The following is a 14,846-nucleotide window of genomic DNA, read 5'->3' on the forward strand; positions in this document are numbered from 1 at the left end:
TTCGGTCACATGGGTTCACCGTTCGTTTACGCCTTGTTGAGAACCCTACGGATGCTATTAGCGTGGACTCCATATCGGTGAGCAAGTATGCTGGCGACGTCTTTGGCTTGCTTTCCCGACTCAAGTAGTCTCTTTCGCTCGTGTACTAGATCAAGCAACTCGGGAATTTTGGAGTTCGACTGTCTCGTACGCGCTGACTTTTTACCACCAACACTGCCACCCTGTTTGATGCGCGTTTCTTTCGCTTTCAGGCCTTGAATAACCGGGCCCAATAGTCTTGAGGCGTCCGCGATACCTTCGGAGTTGCTTATGTGGTTCGCAAGTGTTGCTAGTTGCTCATACGGGCAAATGGAGCAGGCAAAAAGCAAAACATCATGTTCGGTGCAACCCGCTTGCTTCGCTGCGTTGCTGGCGCAATCACCCATGGTGAGCAGCGCAGGCCATGGCAACAGGTCAGCCAACGGTATTGTGGGTTTTCGGTCAGCTAAAGGCACGAAACCGCGAGGCGGCAGATCAACTTGTCTTCCCCACAGAGGGTGGTCATGTAGGGCCGCGCGCGTGCGTTCGGTTTCCACTGCGAGCGATGTCAATAGTTGAAGTTGACGTGGGGTATCAATCGTGACCAACTCTAGGTCAAGCTGGAGGCCCCTCGCATAGCGATAGCTCAGATTTTGCATCGCATCCCTCCCGAATGCTGCTCCCTCAATTTGCGCTCCAGCAGACCAGCGGGAGGCACTGGCGATTCGGGAGGATTGCGGCCCTACCTAGCTGGAGCAGACTACTTAAGCGACAGAACGTAGTTTGGGCTGGTCTGTTGAAGTGCCTAATGGCACACCTGCTTCTGAAACAATCCAAGCCTCGATGCGCTCATGGTGTACTCGCAGAAGGTCTAGCGGCCGCACCGTGTAGTGCTTCTCAGCAGTCGCGCTAGGCTTGTGTCCCATGATCTGTGCTACGACGCCGGCAGGAATTTCCAACCACTCGGTGAGGCTCTTAAAAGAACGACGCAGGCCATGCAGCGTCACAGGGTCGATTCCTGCCACTTGGAGCGCGCGTTGGTGATGGTTGCGCGGAATAGACAATTTCCCATCCTTGGCGGTAGCGCTCGAAAAAACCCATTTGTTACGGCGGGGCAGAGTTGCTAATAGCTGACTGACATACGGTGTAAGCGGAATAACGCGCTCCCCCTCGACTTTGTCTCGTATCGTCAGGCCCTTCCACTTGGTATTCAGATCTTCCCAATGCATATCGAGAATCTCTCCTGGTCTCGCGCCTGTTAGCAAGACAGTTTGTAGATAGGCTGTAACGCATGGGTTGGATAGATCACGGACCGCTTGGAACCAGATCGGCAATTGTTCCTTCAGTAGTGCGTCGGTTTTAACGCCTGCAGTTCCGAAGGCCTCCCGCGTTCTCTTCCCTCTAGCAGGATTGTTGGGCACCAATGCCTTATAGGCTGGTTCCTCCGTACACCAATTAAGAAAGGCTTTGAGGTAACGCCAGGCCAAACGCCCCGAGGTAGGGCGATCCTTTCCCTCCTTTAGAGCCCACGATTCAATCACTTCCTGGCTTAGTTCGCCCAGGCGTTGAGCGAGTAGGGGATAAATGGGGCCAGGAATTGTCATCCCGTTCCTTTTGGTACCGCGGCCTATAGATTTCCCGCCAGCTTTCGAGAGGGCTACATGATCACGGTAAGTGCGATCACCCCACCGGGACTTTCTGTATTCCAAATACTCTCCCCAGGCTTGGCCAACGGTCACTGCCGCATGCTCGTTTGCTGCTACTCGCGATGCCGTCTGCGCCAGTTCTTTGGCGGCTCTTGCCAAGGCTTCGCGTTTTAGCGTTCGAGGATCAACACCTTCATCGATAAGACGCTGTAGTTCTCTGGCTTTGGTCTGTGCTTGAGGGATTGTCCATGCATCTGGACTTCCGATCGTCAGCCGAACGTCCTTGGCCTGGTAAACCGCTTGGAAGACATAGGCTGGCCTGCCTGCCGGTGTGGTCCTCAGACCTAGGCCTGGGGCAGTCGCATCCCAGAGGAAGGCCTGCTTCTTCTCCGCGGGGCATTTGAACCCAGCGACCCGTGCTGCAGTGAACGCTACTTTAGCCATGGCAACCTTTCTGGCAGTCACATCCGAATGATGTAAGGGCGGATGTAAGGTAATTTTGAAAACAAAGATATGTGGAAATCAACAGTTGCCAGTTGAACTTAAACGACAAGTGGTTGATTTTGCTAATTATAGAAACAAAAATCAACACTGGTAAACGAAATTCACCACGGACTGTTAATCCGTAGGTCCCTGGTTCGAGCCCAGGTCGAGGAGCCAAAATATAAGGAAGCCCTGCTACTCAAAAGGTAGCGGGGTTTTTCTTTTGGCGAATAGCCTGCTTGCGCGCTGTCTTAAAATCAGCGCTCTATCGAAAGAACCGTCATGGCTGCGGCCATGAAGGGCTTTCATCCTTGCAACCAAAGGTGGTCAAGATGAACAAGCCTTTCATTTCATTGTGTCCCGAGATCACTCGGTCACATGCGCTGACTCTGATGGACTGGTTGGAAGACGAGGACGTCACTCGCTACTTGAGCGATTCGCGTCATGTCTCCCGGTTCATTGAGCAAGTTGTCGGCAGAGTCCAATTGCCGATCCTCACTCATCTATTCAACCAGGGCGGCCGGTTTTTCATGGCCTATGACCGTCATGACATTCCGGTGGGATTTGTCCGTCTTGTCAAAACGGGGCGGGACTGCGAGATGGTCCTGGTCATTGGCAACCGAGACAACTGGGGCCGTAAGCTCGGCGCCAGTGTGATTCGCGAAGGTATGAAGCTCGCGTTCTTCGACATGCGGGCCGATAAGCTCATTGCCAAGATCCACGCTGAAAACGTGCGCTCGGAGAAGGCCTTCCTGCGCTCCGGCTTCCTGCTTGAAAGCGAAACTCCAACGTTGAAGTCTTTCCGCATGAGTTCAGAGCGCTACCTCCAGCTCTTGCGCGAAATCCCTGCAGATGACACCGCCGGTATCTACATCACGGCGATCGATAAAGCCCGCTTGAAGAGTTTGCTTGAGTTGGAGCAGGGCTCAGCTGTTGTCGAGTTGGAGCACGAGATCGAGCGAGCCATCGTTGTCGATTCACGGCAAGTGGCGCCGAATGTGGTCACGATGAACTCCCGCGCCTTGCTGCATCTGGACGATAAGGAATTGGAAGTGGCGCTGGTCTACCCACAGGATGCGGATGACAGCGCCGGCAAGTTGTCAGTGTGCTCAGGCGTCGGCACAGCTATCCTGGGGTACAAGGAGGGCGACGAGTTCAACTGGCGGATTCCGGATCGGACATGCCATATTCGGATTGGGAAAGTGCTTTATCAGCCGGAAGCCGCAGGCGATTTTCATTTGTAGGTTTGTGTCCGGCACCAAAGGTTCGTTGATCTGATTGCCTGTGAGATCTGAGTATCCTGAGATGATTGGAAACTCCTCTCCGCCAAGATCACATGTCCTCTAGCGCCCCAGTTCCCTCAGTCTCGGATCTCACGCCGTCCACATTGGATCTGGATCTGCTGCGCACCTTCGTGCAGGTTGCCAGCAGCGGAACGTTTGCGGGTGCAGGCTCGCAAGTGCATCGAAGCCAGTCGGGCGTTTCGCAGCAGATGCAGCGGCTGGAGGCCATCGCGGGAGCGCCGCTGTTTCGCAAGGACGGGCGCAACAAGCTGCTCACAGACAATGGCCATCAGCTCTTGCGCTACGCGCGAGAAATGCTGGCGCTCAATGATGATGCATTGGCGACGCTGCGAATGCAGACGGATGCCGGGTGGTTGCGAATTGGGTCTCCGCATGATGTGGCTGACACCATACTGCCTCAGGTGTTGAGCCGGTTGGCGCGGCTGATGCCTGGTTTGTCTTTTGAGACACGCATTGGACGTAGTCCTGCGCTGATGACGGCGCTGCAAGCCGGGGAGCTGGATCTTGCGATTTCTACACGTGAGGCGCCTAGCCTGGAAGGCTTTGTATTGCGGCGGACTCCGATTGTGTGGATGTGCGCTACACACTTCTCCATTGCACCCCATCAACCTATCCCATTGATCCTGGGAGATGAGTTCAGTATTTTTCGGCGCTTTGCGTTGGATGCACTGGAGCGTCATCAGATACCTTGGAGGCAGATCTATAGGTCGAGCAGTCCGCTGGGGGTGAAGGCTGCTTTGCGCGCCGGGCTGGGTGTCACGGTACGAAGCATGGAGATGGTGAGCCCTGAGGTCCGTGTTCTGGACGAGCAGGATGGGTTTCCCACGCTCCCTGAGATTGACTACTCGCTCTGGATGCGACCCCAGTCAATTAATCCGCATGTGCGCCAGGCATTCGCGCTCTTGAAGGAAAGTCAGCGCTTCCTGGTGCAGGCGAAGAGCAGGGACTAAGTTCGCACGCAAAGCAGGGCCGGGCGCGCCTTGGATGTTGAGCGTGCTCTTGTCGTGAGCCCGTGCTGAGGGCTATGCAAAACGAGCCCGGGTTTCTGCGCGTCCTCGCTGAATTGTGCGTGTGGAATGCCTTTTGGCACGCTGAATGTACGAGGAAATTCAATAAATCAATCAGAAAATATGATGTGTTTTGGTGTGATTGCTTGAGCGTTGATTTTGGGGTTGATTGTTAAGTTATTGAAATTAAAAGGAAAGATTCTTAAATTCTCATCGCTTGTTAGCACTCTGCATAAGCAAAAGCAGAAAACAAATAACAGCATCTGAGAGGATCAGCCCGTGATTCGGCGTATCGCGAGGCAGTTGCAGGCGTCGTCGGATCCAAGCAGATCCTTAAACGCATGTCCCTTCGAAGAATCTCTTCTCAGCAGCTCAAGCACCTTGTTTTCGATGCCCAGGAACTCGCCATCCTGGACGTGGGAGAGGAGGGGCAGTATGGCGAAGCGCACTTGCTGCGTGCTGCCAACGCTCCCTACAGTCTGCTTGAGAGCATTGCACCCACCTTGGTCCCGCGCAAGACCTGCCTTGTCGTACTGGCAGACCATGGCGAGGACGTTTCCGCCCGCGCAGCAGCCAGACTGACCGATATTGGCTATACGAACATCGCCGTTCTGGAAGGTGGAGTTCCTGCCTGGGCGGCCGCTGGTTTCGAGGTCTTCAAGGGGGTGTTCGTTCCGAGCAAGGCTTACGGAGAATGGCTCGGGCATGGGCTTCGCACACCCGAAATCTCTGCGCACGACCTGCAAGTGCTCACAGCACGCAGTCCAGCGCGCGAGGAAGGTGACGGCGAAGGAGCTAAGCATGGGAGCGGCGACGGTGTCGTGATCCTGGACCCGCGTACGGTGCCTGAGCACGCTGCTCGCCATGTTCCGGGCGCCATCGCTTGCCCAGGCGCTGAGTTGGCACTGCGTTTTGATGAATTGGTGCCTGATGCCCAAACAACGGTGGTGGTCGCCTGTGGTGGGCGCACCAGGGGATTAGTTGGCGCGCAAACCCTGTTGGATGCTGGCGTGCCCAATCCCGTCATGGCTCTGGCCGATGGCAACCACGGTTGGCAGTTGGCAGGCTATCCGCTGGAAGAAGGTTTGCGGAGTTCGTTCTCTTTCACTGGGCCGCATGCGAATGACAAGGCCTTCGAGCGCGCGAAAGCACTGAGAAGTCGCAGCGGTATTCAAGTGATTGATGAAACCGCGCTTGCTAGCTGGCGGCAGGACGAGACCAGAACCACGTACACCTTCGATGTGCGCACGCGGGAGGAATATGACGCCGCGCATTTGTCGGGTGCGATGCATGCGCCAGGAGGGCAGTTGGTTCAAGCTACTGATCGCTGGGTGGCGGTGCGTGGCGCTCGCATCGTGCTGGTGGATACAGATGGAGTGCGTGCAACCTCGGTAGCGGTGCATTTACAGCGCATGGGGTGGGAGACCCACGTGCTGACCTGGGAGGCAGGCGCGGTAAGCCACCACGGGGACGGCGCTGCGGTTTCTCTGCCCAGTGGTTCCAAGGCAGCTGATGCAGCTGCACGTGTGTCGACCCCACTGACCGAAGTGGTTGGTGATATTCCCGACTTCTCTCCGGAAGAAGCGGCTGAGGCACTTGCCAGTGGCAGTGTTGCGCTTGACGCCGGATTAAGTCAGGAATTTCTTGATGGCAGCGCTTGTGGGCCTGCATGGCGAAGCCATTGGGTTACCCGTGCTAGCCTGGGGCGGTGGATAGAGGCTGCCGCGCAAGGCCAACCGCTGATCATCTTTTCTTCCGATGGTTTGGCTGCGCGCCTCGTGGGCCTGGATTTGCTCCGTGAAGCGCCTGGCTCATCGATTCACGTAGTGCAGGGTGGTTTGCTGCGCTGGAAAGCCGAAGGGCTTTCTGTCTTGGCGCGTGACCCGTCCGAGCTGCACCGGCAGGAGCGCATCGACACCCTGTACTGGGCGCGTGAGCGCCGCCACGGAGACCAGGCGGCCATGCGCATGTACCTCGCTTGGGAGCATCAGCTTCTGGCGCAGGTGCAGCGCGATGAAGCGGATTTTCCTTCCGCTTTTGCTCTTGCTGCTATTTCCGCTATTTCAGCATCTCATTGAACGCTTCTCCAGGGGCACACCATGACTCAATCCAGGAACGTCACGATCAACACGGCTGCCGGAGCATTTGCTGGCTATCTGGCAAAGCCTGCCGCTGAAGCTTCGAGCAGGCCTGCAGTTTTGCTGTTGCCGGAAATTTACAACCTCAATGATTGGATCAAAGCCGTGGCGGACCAATACGCTGCGCATGGATACCTGACGCTGGTTCCCGATCTGTTTTGGCGGCAGGAAGCAGCCGCTGCGTTGCCCTATACCCCAGAAGGGCAGCAACGCGGCCGAGCACTTGGGGCGGGTTTGTCACGCGAAGACGCGGTGGTTGACGTGCTGGCGTCCGTGGAGTGGCTTCGACAGCAAGGGGCAGTAGCCGTGGGGGCTGTTGGGTTCTGCTTGGGAGGAGAGTTGGCCTTGCTTGCGGCTGCTGAATCTCCCAGGGAACGCGCTCCCGTGCTGGACTCTGCTGTTGCTTACTACCCCACCCGTATGGAGCACCACCTGGAGGCCGTAGCACGTATCGCAGCGCCGTCTCTGATTCACATAGGTGAGAAAGATTACCGGACACCGCCTGACATGGTCACTTCCTTGTCGAGCGTGCTACCGGCTACCAGCGAGCTGTACGTGTACCCGGATGCCGACCATGGGTTCGGTCGCTTCGGGCACCCGCCTTTCCATGCACCTTCTGCCGAGCTAGCCCTGACACGCACTTATACGTGGCTGGATAGCCGGACCGCGCGCTGAGGCCCAGCGCAGTTTTCTAGAAACCTATCTACGATGAACCAGAATTTCCAACCCTCTCGACTTCTGAAAATCGCCGCATTGCTGATGGCATCAACGGCACAGTTGATCCCTGCAGCGCAAGCTCAAGACGATGCTCGCCGTCAGAAAATTGTTGTGGCGTCTTTTGGCGGGCAACTGGACGACACCTACAAGAAGATCTTCAAACCCTTCGAAGAAAAGCACGGTGTCACCATTCAGTGGGTTCCCGGAACCGCACCGGGCAACGTGGCAAAACTCGCGGCCACCAAGAGCGCGCCCGAGTATGACGTCATCCTTTTCGAGAACATCACGCAGCGTGTTGCGTCCACCCAAGGTCTTCTTGCGGCTATCGACGAAAACGCCGTGCCCAATTACAGGGATCTGATTCCCAAGGCCAGAGCCAAAGGAGGTGACGGCGCAGCCATTGGCTTGTTCGTGACGGGTCTCTATTACCGGCAAGACGAGTTTGCCAAGCGCAAATGGGCCGCTCCCACCAGTTGGAACGATCTGTTCCGGAAAGAGTTTTGCGGACACCTTGGGCTGGAGAAAGCAACCCAGGTCTACACACTCAATGCAGTCCTGATGTTGGCCGGCGGAAAAACTGAAACCATTGATCAAGGCATTCAGCGGTTCGCTGAACTCGGCAAGTGCGCCAAGGTGCTGGAGCCAGCGGCGGCCAAGCATGAAGAGAAGGTCTTGTTGGGCGAATACCTAGTGGGTGTGAATTCCACGATTCGCGCGCTACCACTGACTCAGCGTATTCCTGGACTCGTGTTCGTGACGCCAAAAGAGGGTGCGGTGGGTAGCGCGACCATGGTGGCCCCAGTCAAAGGTGCTCCCAATCCCGCTGGCGCGCAAGCCTTCGTCAACTGGTTTCTGAGTCCACAAGCACAGGGGACCCTGGCGAAGGAGCTTTTCTACACCCCCGTCAATTCCAAAGTCACGCTCTCTCCTGAGCTGGTGAAGCTGGGTGTGCCACCGCAGGATGTCTACGCCCGGCTGCCTGCGATTGATGATGACGTCGTCATGAAAGAGCGTAGGGACTGGACGCGCAAGCTTGAGCGCGCCCTGGACAACTGAGTTACCGGTTTTTGATTGCCCATCTCCATTGTGTCGAAATCCCACTCCTATCCAGCACCTGACTATCTTCAGCTTCAGGGGCTAACCAAGGTCTATGGCGAGCGGAATGCTGTTTCCGATTTGAATCTCAGCGTTGCACGCGGTGAGCTGGTGTCCTTGCTCGGCCCTTCAGGCTGCGGCAAGACTACTACGCTGCACATGATCGCCGGCTTCCATACCCCCGATGAGGGCGATATCGTTCTGGACGGCTGTTCGCTGCGCAACGTGCCCGGACATCGCCGTGGCGCAGCCATGGTGTTTCAGAACTACGCGCTGTTTCCGCACATGACCGTGCATGGCAATGTGGAATTTGGCTTGAAGATGGCGGGTGTATCTGGGGCTGAGCGCCGACGCAGGGTGGGCGATGCCGTTGAGCTTGTCAGGCTCGGAGGTCTGGAAAACCGCTATCCTCGTGAACTATCCGGAGGGCAACAACAACGCGTGGCGCTTGCTCGGGCTTTGGTTCTCAAACCATCTCTTTTGTTGCTTGACGAACCACTGAGCAATCTGGATCCCAGCCTGAGGCGCGCGCTGAGGCAGGAGTTGGTCGACATTCACCGACTGACTGGCATGACCACGGTTTTGGTAACGCACGATCTGGAAGAAGCATTCGCAGTCTCAGACCGAATTGCCGTCTTGAACCAGGGGGTTCTCGACCAGTTCGACACTCCAAGGGCGATCTACACGAGGCCCAAGACTCGATTTGTGGCGGACTTTCTTGGTCACGAAAATGTGTTGGAAGGCCGCCGCATTTCAACGGAGGGCACGGCGCGCGTGGATATCTCCGGCACGCTGGTGGAGGCGCCATCACCGCGGCCCGATCTCGTCGCCACGGAACTGATTCGGTATGCCTTGCCTGCCCGCCAGCTGCATATTGTGGCCCCATCCAATGAATCTTCAATTCAACGTCACGCTGGGCGGAGCCGCTTCGGCGCGAGGGTGAAATCCCTGGCTTTCATGGGGTCAGCGATCAGCTACAGCGTAGATTGGCAAGGTTTGGTGCTTCAGGGGGAACAGACTGCAGATGCTCTTTTTGACGGCTTGGAAGTTGGTGCTGCCGTGGATGTGAGTTGGGCCACGGATCACCTTATCGAATTGCCAAACGTATGAGCACGGCTCCACCTACACCGCTGGCTACAGCTGCTGTGCGTGCGCCGTTGTGGCTCAGTCTGCCAGCAGTGGTTTTTATTGGATTGCTATTTCTTGCACCCGTTTTTTACCTGCTGCTGACGAGTGTCCTGGATACCAGCGCAGGGCGATGGGCATGGTCTTTGGATCTCTACAGAACCTTCTTTGCCGATAGCTACAACTGGCAGCTTTTGGCGCGGACCTTCTACATCAGCTTGGCCACAGTGGCGGCTTCTTTGGTTCTGGCTTTTCCAGTGGCGCTGTTCATGCGCTCGCTGCCGCCTCGGCAGCGGACCTTGCTGGCTATCGTCCTGTTATCGCCATTGCTTACCAGCGTAGTGGTGCGAACGCTGGCCTGGGTGGTGTTGCTGGGTCCGAAAGGATTGCTCAACAATGCGTTGGCATCCTTGGGTCTGGGGCCGATAGCCGTGATGTACACCGATGTCGGCGTCATCATCGGTTTGACCCATGTCTACTTTGGCTACATGCTGCTCTCGATCATGGCGTCCGTGCTCAAGATCGACGACCGACTTCTGTTGGCTGCGCAAAACCTGGGCGCGAGCCACTGGCAGACTTTGCGCCAGGTAGTGCTCCCTCTATCCAAGCCGGGCATTGTCACCGGCTCGGTTCTGGTTTTCACCATGAGCGCGAGCGCGTATGTGACCCCCGCATTGCTGGGAGGGTCCAAAACCAAAGTGATGGCGACCGAAATCTACGATCAGGCAATTCAGTACCTGGAGTGGCGCGAAGCTGCCGTGATTGCGTGCGTATTGTTTGCCGGTGTCTGGGTTACGGTGGCGCTGTTGTCACGCTTCGGCGAAACGAGAAGTGCAGGGGAGGGCAGAGCATGAGCCTCGGTCGAACCCGAAATGAACACCACCGTGCTGGCTGGTTACTGCGCAGTTGGACGGTGGGCGTGGTCTTGTTTGTCTTGGGCCCGCTGGTTCTTATCCTGGCAGTGTCACTGACTCCAAAGGATGTTCTCAGTTGGCCAAGCGGTGAGATTTCTCTGCGGTGGTATGCGCGCATGCTGGAGCGTCCTGCGTTCGTGCAGTCTGCATGGAATAGTCTGGTCCTGGCACTGGGTTCGTCTGCGGCGGCAGTGGCGCTTGGGCTGCTCGCTGCCCTCGGCCTGGATCGCAGTCCAGGGCGATTTGCAAAAGGATTGCTCAACGGCCTGATGTCACCCCTTTTTGTGCCAATGATCCTCAGTGGGCTTGCGATCCTCATTGCCTACACGCAGATGGGCTGGACCCATCAAGCCAGCCGGCTCTGGGTTGCTCATACGGCGCTCACACTTCCCTATGCGCTGCGCACCATCTCCGCCAGCTTGCAGTCCTTCGACAGGCGGCAGGAGCTCGCGGCTCAGAACCTGGGGGCGGGTCAATTCCGAACCTTGCTCTACGTCACGCTTCCGCAGCTAGGGCCCGGTTTGTTCGCGGCGGGGCTGTTTGCCTTCATCGTGTCTTTTGACAACGTAGGCCTCTCGCTTTTTCTCACAGGGCCATCGTTTAGCACGCTGCCGGTAGAGCTGTTCAGCTATGCCTCCTACAACAGTGACCCGGTGATTGCCGCCGTCTCGATCACCATGGTGTTGTTGTCCGTAGCGGCTGTGCTCCTCGTCGAACGCGTGTTCGGGCTTGCCCGGTTCATGCGCTGATTTGTAGAACGTTCACTTCATGAGAGGACTCAGATGACATCGCAGGGCACCCCCACCCCCGCCTCCACCCCGAACGCTGAAGGCAATACCTTGTCCCAGAGCAGAGATTCACTTGTTCAATCAACCATTGAGCGCATACGGCAGATCCATCGTGACGATGGCATTACGCGAGAGTCTCTTGCCAGTACGGCGAAAATTCTGGAGGAGCTGGCAGAAAACAAGGCGCTCTTTTCGCTGGAGCTTTATCCGCCCCCGGCATCTGGCGAGGGATCCCACAGGTTCGAGCTTTACACGCAACCCGATCAGAGCTATGCGCTTTACCTGAACGTGCAACATCCGGGCAAAAATAGTGTTCCACACGACCACAAGACCTGGGCGGTGATCACCGCAGTACAAGGCCAGGAGATCAACCGTATCTACCGCCGAACTGACGATGGCGCGGACCCTCAGTACGCCAAGTTGGAGCTTGAGCGGGAAGTCCTGGTAGAGGTCGGAACATCAGTCGCCTACCTTGGCGACGACATTCACAGCATTCATGTGCAGGGCAATCAGCCGACCTTGCATTTCCATCTTTATGGGCGAGCCCTGGAGACATTGACCGAGCGAGTGGCGTTTGATTTGGAAACTGGAGCCGTCAGACCCTACAACCAGAGCTTCTGGAAACCAAACGCTGGCTGATACCCGCTCTCAAACGTCCAGCTGCATCTAACCGATCCCCTCAGGGGAACACTCGGGGTTCAGTTGCCTATGCCGTCTTCCTCAGCCTGAAACACACCATAAGGACTCAGTCACTTTGTGAATTTTTTCCTTAAAGGGGGATCTGAATCTAGAACTTTGGGGTCGCTGCTATTGCCATGGAGGTCACTCTGGGCGAAAAACGGAGGATATGCGTATCCCTACCCACTCCTTGCTGCGGCCTTGGCAGCTTGCCCTCATCTTTGCCGCAGGTGTACCCACTGCCCACGCTGTCTGTATCGATACAGCCTCGAGAGCGCAGGCCACAGCTGGCGATACCTGTCCTGCCACAGGCACCACCTACACCGGAGCTTCCAATGCGGCTCACACCTTGCTGGCGAGTGGAGCCAACAGCACGCTGACTATTTCAAGCAACGTCAGTGTCAACCCGACTGGCTACGGGTCCAATGGTGGCACGGGCGTGGTCTCTGCAGGGGCTGGTGGACACCTGGTTGGTCAAGGCAGTGTCACGGTCATTCAGGCTGGTGCTCTCAACTCTTATGCGGTCTCGGCAGGGCCCGTCAATCCGGCTGGGGCCGGTACCGTAGACATTCGTGGCGCTGTCACCGTGACCATGGCGGCCGGCGGCACTACGCGTCGGGCGGTTATGGCCAATGGTGTAGGAAGTGTGGTCACTATTGAGGGGCCCATCACCGTGACGCAAACTGGCGGCACATCCCACCGAGGCCTTAGTGCGGAAGGCGGGGGAAGCATAAATTACGCAGGCGCCAGTGTTGATTTCCGAGGTGATGTAGGGTCCACAGGCATACGAGTATTAACAGGCACGGCCAGGCTGCATGGCACAGGCAATACGGAACTGTGGGTAGAGGGCGCTGGCTCTGTGGGTTTTCTGACCAACGCGTCAGCAGAGTCCACCATTGACGGCTGGCTCAAAGTGCATGGGGATGTGGGAGCGGACTCTGCTGCCTCCATTCAGGGCGCTGCGAAGTTGACCGTGGGTGCGGGGTCTTTGCTAGACAACACTGGCGGTGTGGCAGTGCGGATTGGTAGTGCCAATGCCGAGCCGCTGGTAGCGGGTGCGGGTTTAAGCGTCACGGCCTCAACGGGCTTTCTCTATGCTGGCGCCATCACTCCAACCACACAGTTGACTGACGCCACCGTCAATGCGGCCACGCTGTGGCAATCCACTGCAAATGCGCAGCCCAATTTTCAGGCTAATGGCGGCACCTATACAGGCACCAGCGTTAAAGAGCCTGGCAGCGCTCTGAGCATCTCCCTGGCTAATTCGGCAACCTGGAATTTGACTTCCGATGCTTCACTGACGCTGCTTACTCTCACGGGGAATGGCACCTTGTCTACCCCCAATGCCACTCGCACGGTGAGCGGCAGCATCACCAACACTTCTGGCCTCGTGGACCTAAGTGGTAGCAGCCCCCAGACGGGGGACGCGCTCACGGTCAGCGGCAACTATGTAGGCGGCGGAGGCACAGTGCGTCTGGACACCGCACTTGGGGACTCAAGTTCACCGACCGATATGTTCGTGGTGCAGGGTGATGCAACAGGTACGACCAGCTTGGATATTCGAAACTTGAACGGGCTGGGTGCCGCAACAACCGGCAATGGGATTGCCGTGGCTACCGCCAGCGGAGTCGCGGATGCCGGTGCTTTTGTTCTTGCTGGTGGGCCACTGACCGTGGGTGGATTTGTCTACACCTTGAACCAAGTCGGGAACACTTGGTACCTGCAATCACGGCTCATACCGCCTGAGGCCAGCATAGCTTGTACGCCTTCTGAACTGACTGATTCCGCAGATCAAGTCAGCACCTGCACCGTGACGCTGAGCTACTCACCCACGGAAGCTATGAGTGTCAACCTGAACCTGCCTGCTGCGAGCGCTCGCTACGGCACGACCTGCGCGTCGCCCATACTGATCGCGGCCAACACGAGCTCAGCAACCTGCACGCTCACAGCAGTGGCGAATACGGTCGCAGGCGATGGTGATGTGACTGCAGAGCTGTCAATAGCCATTCCCACGATCGCCGATACCTACACGGTCGCAGGCTCGCCCGCGCAGGTGATTGTTCGAAATGATGATGTAGCCGTCGTGACTCCTGTGCCTCCTACGCCAGTGCCCACGCTGGGCCAATGGGCGATGATGTTGCTCTCGTTATCCCTGGCAGGAGTCGGTCTGGCAGGCTCACGCCGCCGACCTTCTCTGAAGCATGAAGAAAATTGAACTGATAAAGGCTTTTATCGAGAACGAACTGGACTCCTCCGAAGACGGCGGAGAATGGTTTGCAATGAATGGACACCGTTTGAAGAAGGATGTGGTGGCCGCCGCGCCGCAGCTTCTCAGCCAGGATGAGCTCCGCGCGTTCTATTCCTTGTTGTTAAGAAACGGATTGCTCTTTGAAGAGCCCATCCAGGAGCACTATCCCGACTGGGAAGCAGCCTATCGCCTCCATACGCCATGGATGGTGAAAAAGCCGTATCAAAATTGCAGCAGCATTCACAGGCTACAGGGGCTATGCCTGTTCGGGTTTGACTACGCCGCTGCAGTCGGGGTGAATCATGGATACGACGACTATTCCTTGTATCGCCAAGCCATTGCCGTGCAAGGAAGCAATATCCCGGACATCTTGAAGAGAGCGGAACGGTTAGTGCCTTTTGCGGATAACGAAAAGGTGATCGAACGTTTTGGCGCTGCGCTGCGAGGGCTGGATTTCATCTACGATGATTGGTATGGAGTAACCAACTCTGCTGACAGCTACTCCTATGTCAACTTGAACTTTTTTCACGTTTTGCTTACCCTGCACCTGAGCAAACGTGAGCGTGCCCATCAGGCAATAGAAGAGTACAAAACCCGGCTGCCGTCCCTACCCCAAGCCGAGGAGCAAAAGGCGCTCTTGGCTCGATGTGAGAGCGCGAGCAAAAGATTTAATAGCTGAGCTTCG

13 protein-coding genes and 1 pseudogene are annotated in these 14,846 nt (G+C 56.9%); 11 read left to right on the top strand and 3 right to left on the bottom strand.

Annotated features, from left to right (window positions below; all coding sequences use genetic code 11):
- Nucleotides 1-26: 26 nt before the first annotated feature.
- The 3 genes and pseudogenes from G518_RS0100510 to G518_RS41440 all read right to left on the bottom strand — a co-directional run.
- Nucleotides 27-677 (bottom strand): hypothetical protein, encoded by a 651-nt coding sequence (locus G518_RS0100510; protein WP_028600849.1) that lies wholly within the window; start codon nt 675-677, stop codon nt 27-29.
- Between the two features lie 105 nt (nt 678-782).
- On the bottom strand, nt 783-1,622 hold the full coding sequence (locus tag G518_RS41435) for a tyrosine-type recombinase/integrase (RefSeq protein ID WP_342663750.1): 840 nt from the start codon (nt 1,620-1,622) through the stop codon (nt 783-785).
- A 213-nt stretch (nt 1,623-1,835) separates the two neighbouring features.
- Nucleotides 1,836-2,108 (bottom strand): annotated as a pseudogene (locus tag G518_RS41440) (Arm DNA-binding domain-containing protein); the annotation flags it as partial.
- A 371-nt stretch (nt 2,109-2,479) separates the two neighbouring features.
- Between G518_RS41440 and G518_RS0100520 the strand changes: the two are divergent.
- The 11 genes from G518_RS0100520 to G518_RS0100570 all read left to right on the top strand — a co-directional run bounded on the left by G518_RS0100520 (nt 2,480) and on the right by G518_RS0100570 (nt 14,840).
- On the top strand, nt 2,480-3,391 hold the full coding sequence (locus G518_RS0100520; protein ID WP_028600851.1) for a bifunctional GNAT family N-acetyltransferase/nucleoside diphosphate kinase regulator: 912 nt from the start codon (nt 2,480-2,482) through the stop codon (nt 3,389-3,391).
- 92 nt (nt 3,392-3,483) lie between these two features.
- Nucleotides 3,484-4,401 (top strand): LysR substrate-binding domain-containing protein, encoded by a 918-nt coding sequence (locus tag G518_RS0100525; protein WP_036593116.1) that lies wholly within the window; start codon nt 3,484-3,486, stop codon nt 4,399-4,401.
- A 398-nt stretch (nt 4,402-4,799) separates the two neighbouring features.
- Nucleotides 4,800-6,536 carry a rhodanese-like domain-containing protein gene (locus tag G518_RS33285; protein WP_051235764.1) on the top strand — a complete coding sequence of 579 codons (1,737 nt, stop codon included), beginning with the start codon at nt 4,800-4,802 and terminating at the stop codon, nt 6,534-6,536.
- A 21-nt stretch (nt 6,537-6,557) separates the two neighbouring features.
- Complete coding sequence (locus G518_RS0100535) at nt 6,558-7,271, top strand: dienelactone hydrolase family protein (protein WP_028600853.1); 714 nt, start codon at nt 6,558-6,560, stop codon at nt 7,269-7,271.
- Between the two features lie 33 nt (nt 7,272-7,304).
- The gene (locus G518_RS0100540) at nt 7,305-8,369 is read left to right on the top strand and encodes an extracellular solute-binding protein (protein ID WP_028600854.1); all 1,065 of its coding nucleotides are present in this window, start codon (nt 7,305-7,307) and stop codon (nt 8,367-8,369) included.
- A gap of 15 nt (nt 8,370-8,384) precedes the next feature.
- Nucleotides 8,385-9,518 carry an ABC transporter ATP-binding protein gene (locus tag G518_RS33290; protein WP_051235765.1) on the top strand — a complete coding sequence of 378 codons (1,134 nt, stop codon included), beginning with the start codon at nt 8,385-8,387 and terminating at the stop codon, nt 9,516-9,518.
- Nucleotides 9,515-10,387: an ABC transporter permease gene (locus G518_RS0100550; RefSeq protein WP_051235766.1), complete on the top strand. Its 873-nt coding sequence runs from the start codon at nt 9,515-9,517 to the stop codon at nt 10,385-10,387. The genes G518_RS33290 and G518_RS0100550 overlap by 4 nt, the downstream gene beginning before the upstream one ends.
- On the top strand, nt 10,384-11,196 hold the full coding sequence (locus tag G518_RS0100555; protein WP_036593118.1) for an ABC transporter permease: 813 nt from the start codon (nt 10,384-10,386) through the stop codon (nt 11,194-11,196). The genes G518_RS0100550 and G518_RS0100555 overlap by 4 nt, the downstream gene beginning before the upstream one ends.
- A gap of 33 nt (nt 11,197-11,229) precedes the next feature.
- Complete coding sequence (locus G518_RS0100560) at nt 11,230-11,874, top strand: cysteine dioxygenase family protein (RefSeq protein WP_211231650.1); 645 nt, start codon at nt 11,230-11,232, stop codon at nt 11,872-11,874.
- 208 nt (nt 11,875-12,082) lie between these two features.
- Nucleotides 12,083-14,128 (top strand): IPTL-CTERM sorting domain-containing protein, encoded by a 2,046-nt coding sequence (locus tag G518_RS0100565; protein WP_028600858.1) that lies wholly within the window; start codon nt 12,083-12,085, stop codon nt 14,126-14,128.
- Nucleotides 14,115-14,840, top strand: a complete 726-nt coding sequence (locus G518_RS0100570) for a hypothetical protein (RefSeq protein ID WP_028600859.1) — start codon at nt 14,115-14,117, stop codon at nt 14,838-14,840. The genes G518_RS0100565 and G518_RS0100570 overlap by 14 nt, the downstream gene beginning before the upstream one ends.
- Nucleotides 14,841-14,846 lie beyond the last annotated feature (6 nt).

Origin of the sequence: Ottowia thiooxydans DSM 14619, assembly GCF_000422885.1 — a bacterium.
Lineage (GTDB): Bacteria > Pseudomonadota > Gammaproteobacteria > Burkholderiales > Burkholderiaceae_C > Ottowia > Ottowia thiooxydans.

Coding starts and splice junctions, on each gene's coding strand:
- G518_RS0100550 (WP_051235766.1), top strand. CDS start 9,515: ATGAGCACGGCTCCACCTACACCGCTGGCTACAGCTGCTGTGCGTGCG.
- G518_RS0100510 (WP_028600849.1), bottom strand. CDS start 677: ATGCAAAATCTGAGCTATCGCTATGCGAGGGGCCTCCAGCTTGACCTA.
- G518_RS0100570 (WP_028600859.1), top strand. CDS start 14,115: ATGAAGAAAATTGAACTGATAAAGGCTTTTATCGAGAACGAACTGGAC.
- G518_RS0100555 (WP_036593118.1), top strand. CDS start 10,384: ATGAGCCTCGGTCGAACCCGAAATGAACACCACCGTGCTGGCTGGTTA.
- G518_RS33285 (WP_051235764.1), top strand. CDS start 4,800: ATGTCCCTTCGAAGAATCTCTTCTCAGCAGCTCAAGCACCTTGTTTTC.
- G518_RS0100540 (WP_028600854.1), top strand. CDS start 7,305: ATGAACCAGAATTTCCAACCCTCTCGACTTCTGAAAATCGCCGCATTG.
- G518_RS0100525 (WP_036593116.1), top strand. CDS start 3,484: ATGTCCTCTAGCGCCCCAGTTCCCTCAGTCTCGGATCTCACGCCGTCC.
- G518_RS0100565 (WP_028600858.1), top strand. CDS start 12,083: ATGCGTATCCCTACCCACTCCTTGCTGCGGCCTTGGCAGCTTGCCCTC.
- G518_RS0100535 (WP_028600853.1), top strand. CDS start 6,558: ATGACTCAATCCAGGAACGTCACGATCAACACGGCTGCCGGAGCATTT.
- G518_RS41435 (WP_342663750.1), bottom strand. CDS start 1,622: ATGACAATTCCTGGCCCCATTTATCCCCTACTCGCTCAACGCCTGGGC.
- G518_RS0100560 (WP_211231650.1), top strand. CDS start 11,230: ATGACATCGCAGGGCACCCCCACCCCCGCCTCCACCCCGAACGCTGAA.
- G518_RS0100520 (WP_028600851.1), top strand. CDS start 2,480: ATGAACAAGCCTTTCATTTCATTGTGTCCCGAGATCACTCGGTCACAT.